This window comes from Mesorhizobium sp. LjNodule214 (assembly GCF_964252735.1).
Taxonomy (GTDB): Bacteria; Pseudomonadota; Alphaproteobacteria; order Rhizobiales; family Rhizobiaceae; genus Mesorhizobium.
This window is the reverse complement of sequence record NZ_CAXUPE020000002.1, coordinates 1406594-1421746: the sequence shown is the minus strand read 5'-3', so window position 1 is coordinate 1421746 and position 15153 is coordinate 1406594. Positions and strand designations below refer to the sequence as shown.

General features: G+C 63.8%; 18 protein-coding genes. 9 read left to right on the top strand and 9 right to left on the bottom strand.

Going from position 1 to position 15153, the window contains the following annotated elements; translation table 11 throughout:
- Positions 1–140 precede the first annotated feature (140 nt).
- The 5 genes from ACSQ3Z_RS20625 to ACSQ3Z_RS20605 all read left to right on the top strand — a co-directional run bounded on the left by ACSQ3Z_RS20625 (position 141) and on the right by ACSQ3Z_RS20605 (position 3990).
- On the top strand, positions 141–1142 hold the full coding sequence (locus ACSQ3Z_RS20625) for an ABC transporter permease (protein WP_436173951.1): 1002 nt from the start codon (positions 141–143) through the stop codon (positions 1140–1142).
- Entirely contained in the window at positions 1142–1960 is an 819-nt protein-coding gene (locus ACSQ3Z_RS20620; RefSeq protein ID WP_436173128.1) for an ATP-binding cassette domain-containing protein, read from the top strand. Before ACSQ3Z_RS20625 ends, ACSQ3Z_RS20620 begins: the two co-directional genes overlap by 1 nt.
- A 111-nt stretch (positions 1961–2071) precedes the next feature.
- Positions 2072–2383 (top strand): MocE family 2Fe-2S type ferredoxin, encoded by a 312-nt coding sequence (locus ACSQ3Z_RS20615; protein WP_436173127.1) that lies wholly within the window; start codon positions 2072–2074, stop codon positions 2381–2383.
- Between the two features lies 1 nt (position 2384).
- On the top strand, positions 2385–3167 hold the full coding sequence (locus ACSQ3Z_RS20610) for a TIM barrel protein (protein ID WP_436173126.1): 783 nt from the start codon (positions 2385–2387) through the stop codon (positions 3165–3167).
- A gap of 10 nt (positions 3168–3177) precedes the next feature.
- The gene (locus ACSQ3Z_RS20605; protein ID WP_436173125.1) at positions 3178–3990 is read left to right on the top strand and encodes a 3-methyl-2-oxobutanoate hydroxymethyltransferase; all 813 of its coding nucleotides are present in this window, start codon (positions 3178–3180) and stop codon (positions 3988–3990) included.
- Between the two features lie 10 nt (positions 3991–4000).
- On the opposite strand, the gene ACSQ3Z_RS20600 is transcribed toward ACSQ3Z_RS20605, so the two are convergent.
- Positions 4001–5230, bottom strand: a complete 1230-nt coding sequence (locus ACSQ3Z_RS20600; RefSeq protein ID WP_436173124.1) for an MFS transporter — start codon at positions 5228–5230, stop codon at positions 4001–4003.
- Between the two features lie 123 nt (positions 5231–5353).
- On the opposite strand from ACSQ3Z_RS20600, the gene ACSQ3Z_RS20595 reads away from it, so the two are divergent.
- Positions 5354–6238 (top strand): AraC family transcriptional regulator, encoded by an 885-nt coding sequence (locus ACSQ3Z_RS20595; RefSeq protein WP_436173123.1) that lies wholly within the window; start codon positions 5354–5356, stop codon positions 6236–6238.
- Here the strand turns inward: ACSQ3Z_RS20595 and ACSQ3Z_RS20590 are convergent.
- The 7 genes from ACSQ3Z_RS20590 to ACSQ3Z_RS20560 all read right to left on the bottom strand — a co-directional run bounded on the left by ACSQ3Z_RS20590 (position 6235) and on the right by ACSQ3Z_RS20560 (position 12339).
- Positions 6235–7170: a ribose-phosphate pyrophosphokinase gene (locus ACSQ3Z_RS20590; RefSeq protein WP_006202540.1), complete on the bottom strand. Its 936-nt coding sequence runs from the start codon at positions 7168–7170 to the stop codon at positions 6235–6237. The genes ACSQ3Z_RS20595 and ACSQ3Z_RS20590 overlap by 4 nt on opposite strands.
- Positions 7171–7326: 156 nt before the next feature.
- Entirely contained in the window at positions 7327–7947 is a 621-nt protein-coding gene (locus tag ACSQ3Z_RS20585; RefSeq protein ID WP_436173122.1) for a hypothetical protein, read from the bottom strand.
- 60 nt (positions 7948–8007) lie between these two features.
- Positions 8008–9159: a M24 family metallopeptidase gene (locus ACSQ3Z_RS20580; protein WP_436173121.1), complete on the bottom strand. Its 1152-nt coding sequence runs from the start codon at positions 9157–9159 to the stop codon at positions 8008–8010.
- Positions 9159–9953 carry a peptidoglycan editing factor PgeF gene (gene pgeF / locus ACSQ3Z_RS20575; RefSeq protein WP_436173120.1) on the bottom strand — a complete coding sequence of 265 codons (795 nt, stop codon included), beginning with the start codon at positions 9951–9953 and terminating at the stop codon, positions 9159–9161. Before pgeF ends, ACSQ3Z_RS20580 begins: the two co-directional genes overlap by 1 nt.
- A gap of 91 nt (positions 9954–10044) precedes the next feature.
- On the bottom strand, positions 10045–11112 hold the full coding sequence (locus tag ACSQ3Z_RS20570) for a class I SAM-dependent methyltransferase (RefSeq protein ID WP_436173119.1): 1068 nt from the start codon (positions 11110–11112) through the stop codon (positions 10045–10047).
- Positions 11109–11996: a prolipoprotein diacylglyceryl transferase gene (gene lgt, locus ACSQ3Z_RS20565; RefSeq protein ID WP_436173118.1), complete on the bottom strand. Its 888-nt coding sequence runs from the start codon at positions 11994–11996 to the stop codon at positions 11109–11111. Before lgt ends, ACSQ3Z_RS20570 begins: the two co-directional genes overlap by 4 nt.
- Before the next feature lie 103 nt (positions 11997–12099).
- Entirely contained in the window at positions 12100–12339 is a 240-nt protein-coding gene (locus ACSQ3Z_RS20560) for a BrnA antitoxin family protein (protein WP_436173117.1), read from the bottom strand.
- A gap of 182 nt (positions 12340–12521) precedes the next feature.
- On the opposite strand from ACSQ3Z_RS20560, the gene ACSQ3Z_RS20555 reads away from it, so the two are divergent.
- The 3 genes from ACSQ3Z_RS20555 (at position 12522) to ACSQ3Z_RS20545 (ending at position 14029) form a co-directional block, all read left to right on the top strand.
- Positions 12522–12824, top strand: coding sequence for an accessory factor UbiK family protein (locus ACSQ3Z_RS20555; RefSeq protein WP_436173116.1), 303 nt, complete (start codon positions 12522–12524; stop codon positions 12822–12824).
- Between the two features lie 315 nt (positions 12825–13139).
- A complete protein-coding gene (locus ACSQ3Z_RS20550) occupies positions 13140–13640 on the top strand; it encodes a YbjN domain-containing protein (RefSeq protein WP_006202532.1) in 501 nt (166 codons plus the stop codon).
- Between the two features lie 29 nt (positions 13641–13669).
- Positions 13670–14029: a tRNA-binding protein gene (locus ACSQ3Z_RS20545; RefSeq protein ID WP_436173115.1), complete on the top strand. Its 360-nt coding sequence runs from the start codon at positions 13670–13672 to the stop codon at positions 14027–14029.
- A gap of 48 nt (positions 14030–14077) precedes the next feature.
- Here the strand turns inward: ACSQ3Z_RS20545 and ACSQ3Z_RS20540 are convergent, their stop codons facing one another.
- A complete protein-coding gene (locus ACSQ3Z_RS20540; protein ID WP_436173114.1) occupies positions 14078–15100 on the bottom strand; it encodes a glycosyltransferase family 4 protein in 1023 nt (340 codons plus the stop codon).
- Positions 15101–15153 lie beyond the last annotated feature (53 nt).

Sequence of the window (15153 nt, the reverse complement as noted above, 5' to 3'; positions counted from 1 at the left end):
CGGACATCACCGGCCCAGCGCCGCCGACGAAAGGCCGCGCCAGGCTCCCCATTGTTCAAGCCAGGGACACTTCGATGACATCCCAAGCCCATGACCAACCCGCCGTGGTAGCAACCGCGCCACCCGCCCCGCATTCCTCGATGCCCTCGATCGGCAGCCTCGTGCGGCGCCCCGAGGTCGGCTCGCTGATCGGTATGATCGCCGTGCTGGTCTTCTTCTCGATCTTCGGTGGCGCCAATTTCATGTCGGCCGGCGGTGCCGCCAGCTGGCTCAACGTCGCCTCTGAACTCGGCATCATCGCCCTCCCGGTGGGGCTGTTGATGATCGCCGGACACCTCGATCTTTCCGTCGGGTCGATGGTCCCCGCCAGTTCGATGACCATCGCCATCCTCTCGGGCCACTACGACCTGCCGATCATCGTCGGCATCCTAGCGTCGCTCGGCCTTGGCCTTGCCGTCGGCTTCGTCAACGGCGTCCTGGTGATCCGCACCAAGGTGCCGTCCTTCGTAGTCACCCTGGCAACGCTGTTCGCGCTGGCCGGCCTGACGCTCGGGCTTTCGATCATCCTGTCCGGCAGCACGAGTGTCGCGCTAAAGAGCGGACCGATCGCCAAGCTTGTGTTCGGCGACTATCTCGGCGGCAAGTTTCAGGTGACCCTGTTCTGGTGGATCGCCATCGTCCTGATCGTCGGCTTCATTCTGAATTTCTCGCGTTTCGGCAACTGGATCCTGGCCATGGGCGGTGATGCCGTCAGCGCCCGCAATGCCGGCATCCCGACGGACCGGGTCACCATCGCACTGTTCATGAGCAGCAGCCTGTGCGCAGCCTTCGTCGGCATGTCGCAGGCGATCCTCTACAACAGCGCCCAGGTGGCCGCCGGGCAGTCCTTCATCTTCAACTCGATCATTGCGGTGGTCATCGGCGGCGTGCTGCTCACCGGTGGTTACGGCTCGGTTGTCGGCATCGTGTTGGGCACGCTGACCTTCGCAATCGTCAACCAGGGTATCTTCTACACCGGCTTCGACGCCAACTGGGCGAGCCTGATCATCGGCGTCCTGCTGCTCGCCGCCGTGCTGATGAACAACACCTTCCGCACCATGGCGCTGACCTATTCGCCGCGCACCAAGACGAGGGCCCGCTGATGACAACGCCCCTGCTCAAGCTGACCGGGATCAACAAGTCGTTCGGTCCCATCGACGTGCTCCATGACATTTCCCTCGAGGTCAACAAAGGCGAAGTTTTGTGCCTGCTGGGTGACAATGGCGCCGGCAAGTCGACGCTGATCAAGATCCTCTCCGGTGTCCACAAGCCGACATCGGGCAGGATGGAAATGGACGGCAAGGCCGTCGAATTCGGCAGCCCGCGCGACGCCAGCGACCATGGCATCGCGACGGTCCACCAGTTCGGCGGGACGTTCCCCCTGATGAGCATCGGCCGCTCCTTCTTCGTCGGCGCCGAGCCGACACGGCGCTGGGGGCCGCTCACCATCTACGACCGCAAGCGGGCCAACGAGATCGCCGTCACCGAAATGCGCCAGCTCGGCATCACCCGCATCGATGATGGCGATCGGCTTGTCGGTGGGCTGTCCGGTGGCGAGCGGCAAGCGTTGGCCATCGCCCGTGCCGTCCATTTCGGTGCCAGCGTGCTGATCCTCGACGAGCCGACCGCAGCCCTTGGCGTCAAGGAGGCGGCGCACGTATTGCGCATCGTGCTGCAGGCGCGCCGCAAGGGCATTGCGGTCATCTTCATCACGCACAATGTCGTCCATGCGCTGACCGTCGGCGATCATTTCGCCGTCCTCATCAGAGGTTCCAAGGCCGCCGATTTCCGCAAGGGTGAGAAAAGCCGCGAGGCCATTACCGACCTCATGGCCGGCGGCGAGCAGATGGCTGAACTCGAAGCCGAGATCGAGAGCTTCTCGGCGACCAACGATGCGCCGCGCGACGGAGCACATGCGTAACCCAGTGAGGATGCCTTCCACACGGGCATCTTCCCTCCCGGGGCGGCCGGCGGACATGTGTTCCGCCGGCCGACTTTTCGACCAACCGAGGACCAAGGCTGCAGGGCGACAATGGCAAAATGGATTGATGCGTGTGCAACGGACGATATCGAAGAAGAGGATGTCATCCGCTTCGATCACGATGGCCGGACATTCGCCATCTACCGCAGTCCCGACGATGCGTTCTTCTGTACCGACGGCCTGTGCACGCATGAGAAGGTGCATCTGAGCGACGGGCTGGTCATGGAATACAGGATCGAATGCCCGAAGCACAACGGCGTGTTCGATTACCGGACCGGCGAAGCGATGCGCGCACCGGTCTGCGTGAACCTTAAAACCTACACCACCAAGGTCGAAGACGGCCGCGTGTACATCGAGGTCTGACATGTCCGACACCTTCACCCTTGCGGCCTGCGCCGAGATGCTGTGGCGCGACCGGCCGATGGAGTTCCGCGTCAGGCGCCTCACCGAAATGGGCTTCCAAGTCGGCCTCTGGAACTGGCCCGAGCATGATCTCGCTATGCTGGAGCAATCCGGCGCCACCTTCTCGATCATGAACGGCTATCTGCGCGGCCGGCTTGCCGATGACGAGGGCGCTGCCGAACTGCTGAAGACCGCGAAGGAGACGGCGGCCGTCGGCAAACGCCTCGGCGTCGCGCGGCTCAATCTGCATGGAACCGGACTGGGCGAAGGCGGCCTGCCGGTCACGCCTTGCGAGACGGTCACCGGCGCGATGTGGCTCAAGGCGCGCGACACGCTGAACCGCATCGCCGACCTCGCCGAGGCCGAAGGCGTGACCTTCACGCTGGAGAATTTGAACCTTCCGGTCGACCATCCCGGCGTGCCGTTTGGGCGCGCGGAAGACACGTTGGCGCTCGTATCGAGCATCAACCGGCCCGGCCTGCGCCTCAACCTCGACCTCTACCATGCGCAGATCGGCGAGGGGAATTTGATCGAGCTCTGCCGCGCCTGCCTGCCGTGGATCGGCGAGGTCCAGGTGGCCGACGTGCCTGGACGGATGGAGCCCGGCACCGGCGAGATCAACTACCGGGGCATCGCCCGCGCGCTGAAAGACATGGGCTACCGGGGGCCGGTTGGCATGGAGGCGTTTGCCTCCGGCGATCCCGAGGCGGCACTGCAGGCCTTCCGCGACGCTTTCACCATCTGAGGGAACAAGAATGGTCACCAAGAACGCCCGGCCTACCGTCGCCGACATCCGCGCCATGAAGGCACGCGGACAAAAGATTTCGATGCTCTACGTCACCGCGCTCGAAGAGGCGGCGGCAGCGGACGCGGCCGGTGTCGACATGCTGTCGATCGAGGGCCGCTTCTTCACGCCCGAGATGCGCGAGGCGGCCGGCCGATGCTTCGTGCAGGTCGGGCTGCCCTATGGCCCCGCCGGCAATCTGGTGACGGCCGAGGACTATCTCAAAGCCGCCTATCACTTCATGCGCTTGGGCGGCGACTGCTTCTACTGCGCCGCCTCGCTCGATATCCAGAAGGCGCTCTGCGACAACGCAGTGCCTGTGGTCGCCCATGTCGGCCTGATCCCCTCGCAATGCACCTGGACCGGTGGGTTCAAGGCCGTCGGCAGGACGGCCGCGAGCGCGCGTGCGGTCTGGGATCATGTGAAGCGCCTGGAAGCAATAGGCTGCTTCGGGGCGGAGCTGGAGGTGGTACCCGACCGGATCGGCGAATTGATCACCGCGAATACGCCGATGATCATGCTTGGCATGGGCGCGGGTCCGCACGCCGACGCGCAATACCTGTTCAGCGAGGACGTGCTCGGCCACACCTCCGGCCACAAACCTCGCCACGCCAAGACCTATCGCAACTTCGCCGCCGAGCATGAACGGCTGCAGCGCGAGCGCATCGCTGCCTATCGCGAGTTCATCTCCGACGTGCAGACGGGTGCCTATCCCGAACCGCAGCACGTTGTGCCGATCACGGATGAGGAGTTCTCGACCTTCAGGACTGCTCTCGGCCTTTAGCGGCCTCCGTCTAGACCCTTCTCGCTTCCTTCATGTTCGGCAGGAACACGGTCAGCAGGCCGAGCAGCGGCAGGTAGGAACAGATCTGGTAGACGAAGTCGATGCCCTTCATGTCGGCGACGACGCCGAGCACGGCGGCGGCAATGCCACCCATGCCGAAGGCGAAGCCGAAGAAGATGCCGGCGATCATGCCGACCCGTCCGGGCACCAACTCCTGCGCGAAGACGACAATGTTGGAGAAGGCCGAGGACAGGATCAGGCCGATCAGCACGGTCAGCACCATCGTCCATTCGAAATTGGCATAGGGCAAAGCCAGCGTGAACGGCAGCACGCCAACGATCGAGAACCAGATCATCGCCTTTTGTCCGTAGCGGTCGCCGAACGGGCCGCCGAGCAGGATGCCCAGCGCCGAGGCGCCGAGGAACAGGAACAGCATGACCTGTGACATCTGCACCGAAACGCCGAACTTATGGATGGCGTAGAAGGTGTAGTAGCTGGAGATCGAGGCGATGTAGGCGTTCTTGGTCAGCACCAGCAAGGTCAGCACCGCAAGTGCCGCCATCACCTTGCGGCGCGGGAAGGGCGAGACGAAGCTTGCCACCTTGCGGTTGGCGAGCGTGGCGCGCAGCCGGCTGTACCAGCCGCCAACCCGCCACAGAACGATGATGCCGATCAGCGAGCCGATGGCGAACCAGGAAATGCTGGTCTGGCCGAACGGCACGACGATGAAGGCGGCGAGCAGCGGCCCCATTGCCTGGCCGAAATTGCCGCCGACCTGGAACAGCGATTGCGCCAGGCCGAAGCGGCCGCCGGAGGCAAAGCGGGCGATGCGCGAGGATTCCGGATGGAAGATGGCCGAGCCGATGCCGATCAGCGAGGCGCCGATCAACAGCAGCCAATAATGGCCGGCATGGGCGAGCACGATCAGGCCGATCAGCGACGAGGCCATGCCGTAGGGCAGCGAATAGGGCATCGGCCGCTTGTCGGTGACCGCGCCGATCAACGGCTGCAGCAAGGATGCCGTCACCTGGAAGGTGAAAGTCAAAAGGCCGATCTGCCAGAAATCGAGACCGTAATTCTCCTTCAGCAACGGATAGATGGCCGACAGCAGCGACTGCATGATGTCGTTGATGCAGTGGCAGAAGCTCACCGCAAGGATGACGGTGAAGGCCGTCGCTTGCGCCGAAGTGTGGCTGGCCGTCGCAGGTGTGGCGACGGCGGTGGCTGTCGTATCGGTCAAGGCATGCTCCGTGGTCTTCCAGCGGGCCGTAGGCGGCCCTATAGGTCGGTTGCCTTATAATCCGGTTGATCGGCGACTTCTTTCGTGGTTTGGTCCAATAGTTTCGCAAGTGGGCCATAGCCGATGCCGCATGGCAGGGAGATATTCAGGGGCGACGCCGCCGAATTGGGGCGCCTGCACCAGAGCCGCTGGCAGTGGCTGGAGCAGGCCGTCGGCCCAGCGGTTGCCTTGCCGACCGAGTATCCCGACGGCTATCGCGTGCCACAGCATTCCCACAGCCGCAGCCAGCTGCTGCATGCGCTGGTCGGCGTTGTGCTGGTGACGACGAGGCATGGGCGCTGGATGGTGCCGCCCGACCATGCCATGTGGATCCCGGCCGGCATCGAGCATTCCGTCGAGATGCTGGGCGATGTCAGCATGCGCTCGGTCTATGTCATGCCCGACGCCATCGCCGGGCTGCCGGACGGCCTGCGCGTCGTCGGCATCACCGATTTGATGCACAGCCTGATCGTGGAATCGGAAAAGCTGCCGCAAGGTGCGGAGCTGGAAGGGCGCGGCGGACTGATCATGGACCTGTTGCTGCACGAGATCCCGAACCTGCCGGAACGGCCGCTCGGCCTGCCTTTTCCCTCGGATCCGAAACTGGCCGCACTTTGCCGGCGCTTCGTCGCGGCACCCTCGCCGCATGCGACGATCGACGAATGGGCCGACATCGTCGGCATGAGCCGGCGCTCCTTTACCCGCGCCTTCCATCGCCAGACCGGGCTGTCGCTGTCGACCTGGCGCCAGCAGGCCTGCCTGTTCGCGGCGCTGCCGCGGCTCGCCGACGGCGAGCCGATCACCAGGGTGGCGCTCGATCTCGGCTATGACAGCGTGCCGGCCTTCATCACCATGTTCAAGCGCATGCTGGGCGCCTCGCCGCGCGGCTACATGCGCGGCGCGCGCGATGCCGGCGATGGCGTGAAACGGCTAAGCGGTCCGGCCAAGCCGGAGAGTGCGACGGTTTAGTCGAACAGGCTCGACACCGATTCCTCGGTCGCCGTGCGCGAGATCGCTTCGCCCATCAGGTCGGCGATCGAGATGACGCGGATGTTGGGTGCGTCGAGCACGCCTTGCGTCGGCTGGATGGAATCGGTGATCACCAGTTCCTGCAGCTTCGAGCCGCTGATGCGGGCGACGGCGCCGCCGGACAGCACGCCATGGGTGATGTAGGCGGTGACGCTGGTGGCGCCGTTGGCCAGCAGCGCGTCGGCGGCATTGCACAGAGTGCCGCCGGAATCGACGATGTCGTCGATCAACAGGCAATCCTTGCCGGCGACCGCGCCGATGATGTTCATGACCTCGGATTCACCGGGGCGCTCGCGGCGCTTGTCGACGATGGCCAGCTGGGCATCGAAACGCTTGGCCAGCGCGCGGGCCCGCACCACGCCGCCAATGTCGGGCGACACGACGACGACATTGGCGAGCTGCTTGTATTTCGCCTTCACGTCGCGGGCCATCACCGGCACCGAGAACAGATTGTCGGTCGGGATGTCGAAGAACCCCTGGATCTGACCGGCATGGAGATCGAGCGTCAAGACGCGGTCGACGCCAGCGCGGGTGATCATGTTGGCGACCAGCTTAGCCGAGATCGGCGTGCGGCCGGAAGCGCGGCGGTCCTGCCTGGCGTAGCCAAAATAGGGGATGACCGCCGTGATGCGCTTGGCTGAGGAGCGCATGAAGGCATCGATCATGATGAGCAGTTCCATCAAATGATCGTTGGTCGGGAAGGAGGTGGACTGCAGGATGAAGACATCCTCGCCGCGCACGTTCTCCTGGATCTCGACGAAGATTTCCTGATCGGCGAAGCGCCTGACGCTGGCCTTGCCCAGCGGGATGTTGAGATAGCGAGCGACCGCTTCGGCCAGCACCCTGTTGGAATTGCCCGCGAAGAGCTTCATGCACCGTTCCTGGCGAAGGATGGAGAGACCCGACAGACTCTCATGAGCCTCTTAAGCGGGCTTTTAGCGGCCCGTGCCGGTATTGCAAGTCTCGTGATCGGGAATCTGCCGGCTAATCTCAAGAAAGACCTGCCCCCGAGGAAAGCCTGCAACGGCTCACCCGGCTTGCCCGCCGAGCCACGCGGCGAACTGGTCGATGGTCTGGTCGGCGATCCCCTGCATGGTCGCCGGGGTCACTGCCGCCCAGCCTTCGCCACCCTTGACCGAGGGCGCCTTCTGCTGGCCGTTGATGCGATGCAGCCGGTTGCCGGCGGGATCATAGACGTCCCAGACATAGATGACAGTGGTGTCGCTGCCTTCCGACATTGTCGAGAAGTAGCCCTTCAACACGTGCGTGGCGGTCTGGTCGGTGCTGCCGGCGAGCGTGATGCCGCGCTGCCTTGCGCGCGCCTGAAGCTCCGCCGTCAGCGGCGTCGCGGCCTCGACGGAGGCGCCGACGATTGGTGCGACTTGTAGCCGCGTCTTCGACAGGGCGGCGCTCTGGGCCGGCGAGACAGGTGACGATCCAGCCGGAGCAGCCGGAGTTGACGAAGGTGGGGCAGGGGCGGCGGCCGCGGTGCTGCCCGATGTGGCCGGCCCCGATGTGGCTGGCAGCGTCTGCGCCGATGTCGTCGGTGGGGTGATGGCCGAGGGTTCGAGCACGTCCTTGGCATTGGTGCAGGCAGACAGCGCCAACGCCAAAAGCAATGACACGGTCGTCACATGCGATCGTCTCATTTGCCTGACAACTCCTTGGCGACGTATGCCCTGATGAACGCGCCCCCTCTCATTATGGATTCACTGTACGATCAAGTCGAGATCATGGCGGGAAAGCGCCTTCGGCTGGGATTCGGTGGTCAGGTAGGTGCGGCCAAGGGTCATCGCCGTCTCGGTTTCGGAGTCCATGATGATGATGTGGGAAAACAGCGTCATGTTGGGCGCGATCGGCTCGGGATTGCCCTGGTAGAACATCGGCATGTCCATCCAGGACGGCGTGAAGCGGGCGCCGACGGAGTAGCCGCAAGCGTTCAGCCGGTGCTTGGTCAGGTTGTGGGCTTCCAGCGTGCGGGCGTGCGCGTCGAAGACGTCGCCGAAGGTGTTGCCGGGCGTCATTGCCTTCTCCACCGCCAGAAGTGCCGCATGCGCGGCATCGAACAGCTCCTGATGGCGCTTCGACACCTTGCCGGTCAGCACGGTGCGCATCATCGGGGCATGGTAGTGGTGGAAGACGCCGGCCCATTCGAGCGTCAGCTGATCGTTCTTGGTCAGCTTGCGGCGCCCGGACTTGTAGCGGCAGAGCAGCGCATCGATACCCGAGCCGATGATGAACTCATTGGCCGGATAATCGCCACCGCCGGCAAAGATCGCGCCTTGCATGGCGGCGAGGATCAGCGCCTCGTCGCCGCCCTGCTTGATCAGCGGCAGGGCCGCATCCAGCGCGTCGTCGGAGAGGTTCGCGGCCTTTTCCGCCTTGGCGATTTCAGCCGGGCTCTTGAATAGGCGGAGCCGGCTGACGATGCCGGATGCGTCGGCGATCTGGCCGAAGGTCTGCAGCTGCTCGTCGAGGCGCCGGCCGTTGTAGGCGGTCAGGCCATGGGTGTCGTATTCGACGCCGATGCGGGCACCGAGCAGGTCGAGTTCGTTGAGCAGGTTGCGCAGGTCGATCGCCGGATTGGCGCCGTCGCGGTCGGTCCACAGCACGATGTTGTCGATGATCGAGGTGTGGCGCGCCTGGCGCAGGTCGGCCGAGCGCGTGAGCAGCACCATGGAGCCGTCGGCCTTCACCACCAGGCACTGGAAGAAGCAGAAGCCGAACGTGTCGTAACCGGTCAGCCAGTACATGCTTTCCTGCGCGAACAAGAGCACGGCGTCGAGCTTCTTCTCGGCGAGCTCGATCATCAGCCGGTCGCGCCGGGCGTCAAATTCCGAGCGTTCGAAATGCAACGCCATCACTCTTTCTCCAAAACGATTGCTGAAACCTGTCGTCCGTAATCCGCTTCCTTGCGGTGCGTGGTGCGCCGATAGGAGTAGAAAAGATCTTCCTCGGCGTAGGTGCAGCGGCCAAGCCCCTCGGCCTGCACGCCGGCTTTGGTGAGCCGGTCGACCGTGTAGAGGTTGAGGTCGAACATCGCATGGCCAGTCGTTGCCGAGGGCGCAAAATAGCGCGCATTGCCGGCGTTCGCTTCGACAAAGCGGGCGACGAATTCCGGCCCGACCTCGTAGTTTTCCGGCCCGATGGAGGGGCCGAGAACGGCTACGATGCGCTCGCGGCGGGCCCCTAAGTCCTCCATCGCGGAAATCGTGTTCTCAAGCACGCCGGTGAGTGCACCTTTCCAGCCGGCATGCGCGGCGCCGATGACGCGCGCTTCGGCGTCGGCGAACAGCACCGGCCCGCAATCGGCCGTCGAAGCGCCGACGGCGATGCCCGGTTGGTCGGTGACGACGGCATCCGCCTTGGGCCGCTCGCCGGGGAAGGGCTCCCTGGCGATGACGACATCGGGCGAGTGGATCTGATGCGCGGTCAAGAGATGGTTCGCCGGCACGCCCATCCAGTGAGCGACGCGACGGCGGTTTTCGCGAACCAGCGCCTGGTCGTCATTCGAGCCGGTGCCGATGTTAAGGCCGCGATAGATGCCCGCGGAGACACCGCCAACGCGGGTGAAATAGCCGTGGCGGATGCCCTGCGCTCTCGCCTCGTCAAGCAAGGGCGACCGAACGGGATCCGGGTTGGTCTGATTCAGCATGGATGGGTTTGTTGTCCGCGCGGGCGATTTCGTCAAGGCGAAGTTCGGACAGGTGGCGCGACCCTGATGTCGGCTATGAGTCGCATCCTGGTCAGAAGGCGCTCGTTTTCGGCTGGATTTTCAATACTTTGAACAGCCCGCCCATCGCATCTGGCCCTGCCAGGCGTTCGACGGCATCGGAAATGGCCTGCCGCGCCTTCTCATCGGCCTTGGCGCCAAGCTGGCCGGCGCGCTCGATAAGGCCCAAGCCGAGCAGGAAGTCGCCCTGTGTCGTCATCTGCACGTCGAGGCCGTGCGCCCGAATCGTCGCGGCAAGGGCGGCGAAATCGACATGCGCGGTGAGGTCGGCCTCGCCCGGATTGGCCAGCACATTGTCGTGATCATGCTTGCGCAACGCCTGCAGCGTGTCGCCGACGCCGGGATGAAGATGGCCATAATCCATGAACAAGCCGGCGCCGCCCTGTCCGGCGATTCTTTCGGCAATGGCCGCCATCAGCGCGCTGCGGGCCGGCGCCATCTCGATAACAGATCCGTCCGGCGCATCGGCGGCGCCATCCGGCAGCAAGGACGGATCGATGGAGCCGGCGCCGGCGAAGAAGCGCAAAGCGTTCGCCTCGTCGAGGCCGACCATCCGTTCGCGCCAGGCAGCACCTGTGCGGATGAACTGTCGGATCGGCACCGCATCGAACAGTTCATTACCGACGATGAGCAGCGGCGCCTTCGGCAGCGTGTCGATGGTTTCGTGCCAATCGAGCCTCACCGATTGGCCTGAAAGCGTCTGCTTCTGGATGCCGGTCAGGCGCGGGCTGATTTCGATCATGGCGAAGGAGGTGCCTGCTGTGAGCGCCGCATCGAGCCGCGAAAAGGCCCGCAACATGTCCTTCATCAGCGTGCCGCGGCCGGGGCCGATTTCAGCGATGGTGACCGGCATTGGCCGGCCTATCGACTGCCAGGCCTGGTAGAGCCAGACAGCGACCAGTTCGCCGAACATCTGGCTGATCTCCGGCGCGGTGACGAAGTCGCCGCCCGCACCGAAAGGTTCGCGCGTCGTGTAATAGCCGTCCTGCGGATCGAACAGGCAAAGCGCCATGTATTCGTTGACGGGGATCGGCCCTACCGCGCCGATCAGGTCGACGATGCGGGCTTTCAGCCGCGTCATGCCGGCTGCGGCTGCGTCACCGGCTTCGCGGTCGCCATCGCCCAAATGCCGGCCAACACCATGGGCGTGGAGAGGATCATGCCCATGGTCAGCCAGTTGGTGCCTAGGAGATAGCCGAGCTGCTGGTCCGGCTCGCGGAAGAGCTCGACGAAGGTGCGCGACAGGCCGTAACCGCAGATGAAGGCGCCGCCGACGAAGCGCGGCGTCTTCAGCTTGAGGCGCGAATGGGTGAGGATGCGCAGCACGAGGAACAGCACCAGGCCTTCGAGTACCGCCTCGTAGAGCTGGCTCGGATGACGGGGTTCCAGGCCGGCCACACAACCCGCCGTCGACTGCAGGAGACGCTCGTTGCAGAAGACGACGCCCCATGACACATCGGTAACGCGACCCCACAGTTCGGCATTGATGAAGTTGGCAATGCGGACAAGGCCAAGGCCGACCGGCACGCCGGCCGCCACGACGTCGAACAGCGACCAGGTGCGGATGCCGCGCTTAATGGAAAACAGCGTCATGGCGAGGATGACGCCGAGCAGGCCGCCATGGAACGACATGCCGCCTTGCCAGACCGCAAAGACGTCGAGCGGGTGGGCGATGTAGCGCGCCAAGTCGTAAAACAGCACATAGCCGGTGCGGCCGCCAAGCACGACACCGATGGCCGCCCAGACAATGAAATCGTCGAGATCCTCAGGCTTCATCGGCAAGACGCCGTCCGGCCACAGCCTGGCGTTGGTGATGAGCCTCTTGGCGTACCACCAGGCGAAGAGGATGCCGACGATATAGCCGACGCCATACCAGTGCACCGCCAGCGGTCCGATCTGGACGATGATCGGATTGATGTTGGGAAAGGGCAGCGAAGCCATTGGCAGCAGGAAATAGTCGTTCAACAGAGTCTCCCGGAAGGGCTCGCGTTCGGGCGCGGACCATGCGGCAGGGTTTTGGCGGGGTCAAGGCAAGGTGGTGGTTGCCTGATCGTCGCAGATGGCGGGCTCAACCCTGAGACTTGCCGACGACCATTTGCCTTAGGGCGTCGTTGATCCTGTCCTGCCAGCCAGGACCATCTTCCTGAAAATGGTCCAGCACGGCCCGGTCGATCCTGATCGAAACAAGCTCTCTGACATTCGGTGCGGTCGCGGGCTCGCGGATCGGGGCTGCCGGCTTCTTGATCGGCTTGAATGCAGCTTCTGCGGCAGCCATCGGATTTGTCGGTCGGCGCGGGGGCGTTGCCATTGGTTGATCCTGACTGAGAGCGGCTCGTTGCTTGACGCAAGTCGACTTGAAAGCACTACAATAGGCGACGTGGCGCCATCGCGTACAGCCAGCTTATCGAGGTGCAATGCCGCACCAGCTTCAACGTTCTTGCATTCCACGCCGCACGCCACTACGTCAAACCAAGCAAGCGAGGATTTGCCATGTCGACCGGACCGAACCGCATTCTCGATGAATTCGCCAAGCTGATGACCGACGCCGCCGGTGCCGCACAAGGCGTGCGGCGCGAAATGGAGACCGCCTTCAAGGGGCAGGCCGAGCGCATCCTGAACTCGATGGATGTGGTGCAGCGCGAGGAATTCGAAGCCGCGCGCGAGATGGCCGCGAAGGCAAGGGAAGAGAACACCCGCCTTGCGGCGCGCATCGAAGCACTCGAGGCGAAGCTTGCCGAACTGACCGGGCAGGCCGCACCGGCGGTGGCGGCAAAGCCCAAATCAAAAAAATAATCTTAAACTTTTCCACAAAGCACGATCCGAAAAAGCGCTTTGCCGTGAATCGCTTACCGGCATTGCATGAAACTTTGTGACAGCGCCTTTCCACATGCGAATGACGCAGTGCGAAAAATTGGGCTGTTCACGCGACTCCTGATCAATAGACTGAATTTGTTGCATGATTCGGAGCAGGGTCATGCGCCGGGCGGTGGGGTCCGGTCTGGGTCTTTGCGTTTGAGAAGTTCCTGGCCGTCCGAGTTCTAGACAAGATTGTTCGTCGTGTGTGCCCCGCGGAGCGTGTGGCGCTCCCCTGAACACAGGAAGCATTCCATGGAACTTCTCGAACTCGAATTCTCCCGCGAAATCCACCCGGTGGACGTCATCGAGCAGGTGGCCCACAACAATGACTGGTCCTTCGAAAGGGCAGGCGACGACGAGATTTCGATTTCGGTGGCCGGCAGCTGGACCGACTATCATGTTTCATTCTCCTGGATGGAGGATTTCGAGGCGCTGCATCTGGCCTGCGCCTTCGATATCAAGGTGCCGGAGGCGCGCGCGCTCGAGGTGATGCGGCTGTTGTCGCTGATCAACGAGCAGATGCTGTTCGGCCATTTCGACCTCTGGGAGCAGGAAGGCGCGATCATGTTCCGCCAGTCGCTGCTGCTGGCCGGCGGAGTCGAGCCGTCGAGCCAGCAGGTCGAAGTGCTTTTGTCGTCGGCGCTGGAAGCCTGCGAATGCTATTTCCAGGCGTTCCAGTTCGTCGTCTGGTCGGGAACTTCGGCCAAGGACGCGCTCGCCGGTGTGTTGTTCGAGACCTACGGAAACGCCTGAACCTAGGAATCGTGAAGTCAGGATCCTCGATGAGCTCGAGCAGTGGGCGCAAGCCCGAGATCAGCTTTGCCGATTTCGACCGTGTCGACATCCGCGCCGGCACCATCATCGAGGCCGAGCCGTTTCCCGAAGCGCGCAAGCCGGCGTTCAAGCTGAAGGTCGATTTCGGCCCAGAGATCGGCGTGAAGAAATCCTCGGCGCAGATCACCAAATACTATGCGCCGGAGACGCTGATCGGCCGGCAGGTCTTCGCCGTGGTCAATTTTCCACCGCGCCAGATCGGCCCGTTCATGTCCGAGGTGCTGACGCTCGGCTTTCCCGACGAGGAGGGCGCGGTGGTGCTTGGCGCCATCGAGCGCAAGGTGCCGGACGGCGGCAGATTGTTTTAGGGCGGGTGAAGGTCACCCGCGCTTCGCCCGTGGATGACGAAGGTAGTGTCAGGCAGCCAGCTTGCGCGGTGCTCCCAGCGCTTCCTCTACAGTGTCGAGAAACATCTCCGCGCAGGCCTTCCAACTGTAGCGCATGGCGCGCTGACGCGCCTCGGCGCGGTCGACATTGAGGGCGGCGAGCGCCGCCTCGCGCAGGTCTTGTGAGACCGCGCCGCCGACGCCATCGCCGACGATGTCGATTGGCCCGGTGACCGGATAGGCGGCGACCGGCGTGCCGCTGGCCAGCGCTTCGATGATGACATTGCCGAACGTGTCGGTGCGGCTTGGAAAGACGAAGACATCGGCGGAGGCATAGATCTCCGCCAGCTCGTCGTTCGGGCGGTGGCCGAGGAAATGGGCGCTGGGGTAGCGCGCCTTGAGCTTGGCCAGTTCCGGCCCCTCGCCGACGACGACCTTGCTGCCGGGCAGTTCAAGATCGAGGAAGGCCGTCAGGTTCTTTTCGATGGCGACACGGCCGACGCAGAGGAACACCGGGCCGGGAAAGCCGAGATCCTTGCGCTTTTCCGGCCGGAAATGGTCGGTGTCGACGCCGCGCGTCCAGGGTCTCAGCTTGTTGAAGCCGCGCGCCGCGAGATCGTCCGCCAGCGACTGGGTGGCGACCAGCGTGCCTTGTCCGGAATTGTGGAAATCGCGTAGCCAGCGATAGGCCCAACTTTCCGGGACAGGCAGCCGGGCGCTGAGATATTCGGGAAAGCGCGTGTGATAGCTGGTGGTGAAGGGACGGCCGGCATTGCGGCAATAGCGCCGCGCCATGATGCCCAGCGGACCTTCGGTGACGATGTGGATGTGATCGGCCTTGCGCGCCTCGATCAGGCGCGCGACGTGGCCCGGCGTCGTCAGCGCCAGCCTGATGTCGGGATAGGTCGGCAGTGGCAAGGTACGGAAGATGTTCGGGGTCAGGAAGCTGACCTCGACGTCGAAGGATTTCAACGTTTCGGTGAGCCGCTCCAGGGTGTGGACGACGCCGTTGACTTGCGGACGCCAAGCGTCGGTAACCATCACTATGCGCATGGCGGCCCTTTGCTGGAAAGGTCGTCTTTTGCCTTGATACGATGCCGGAACGG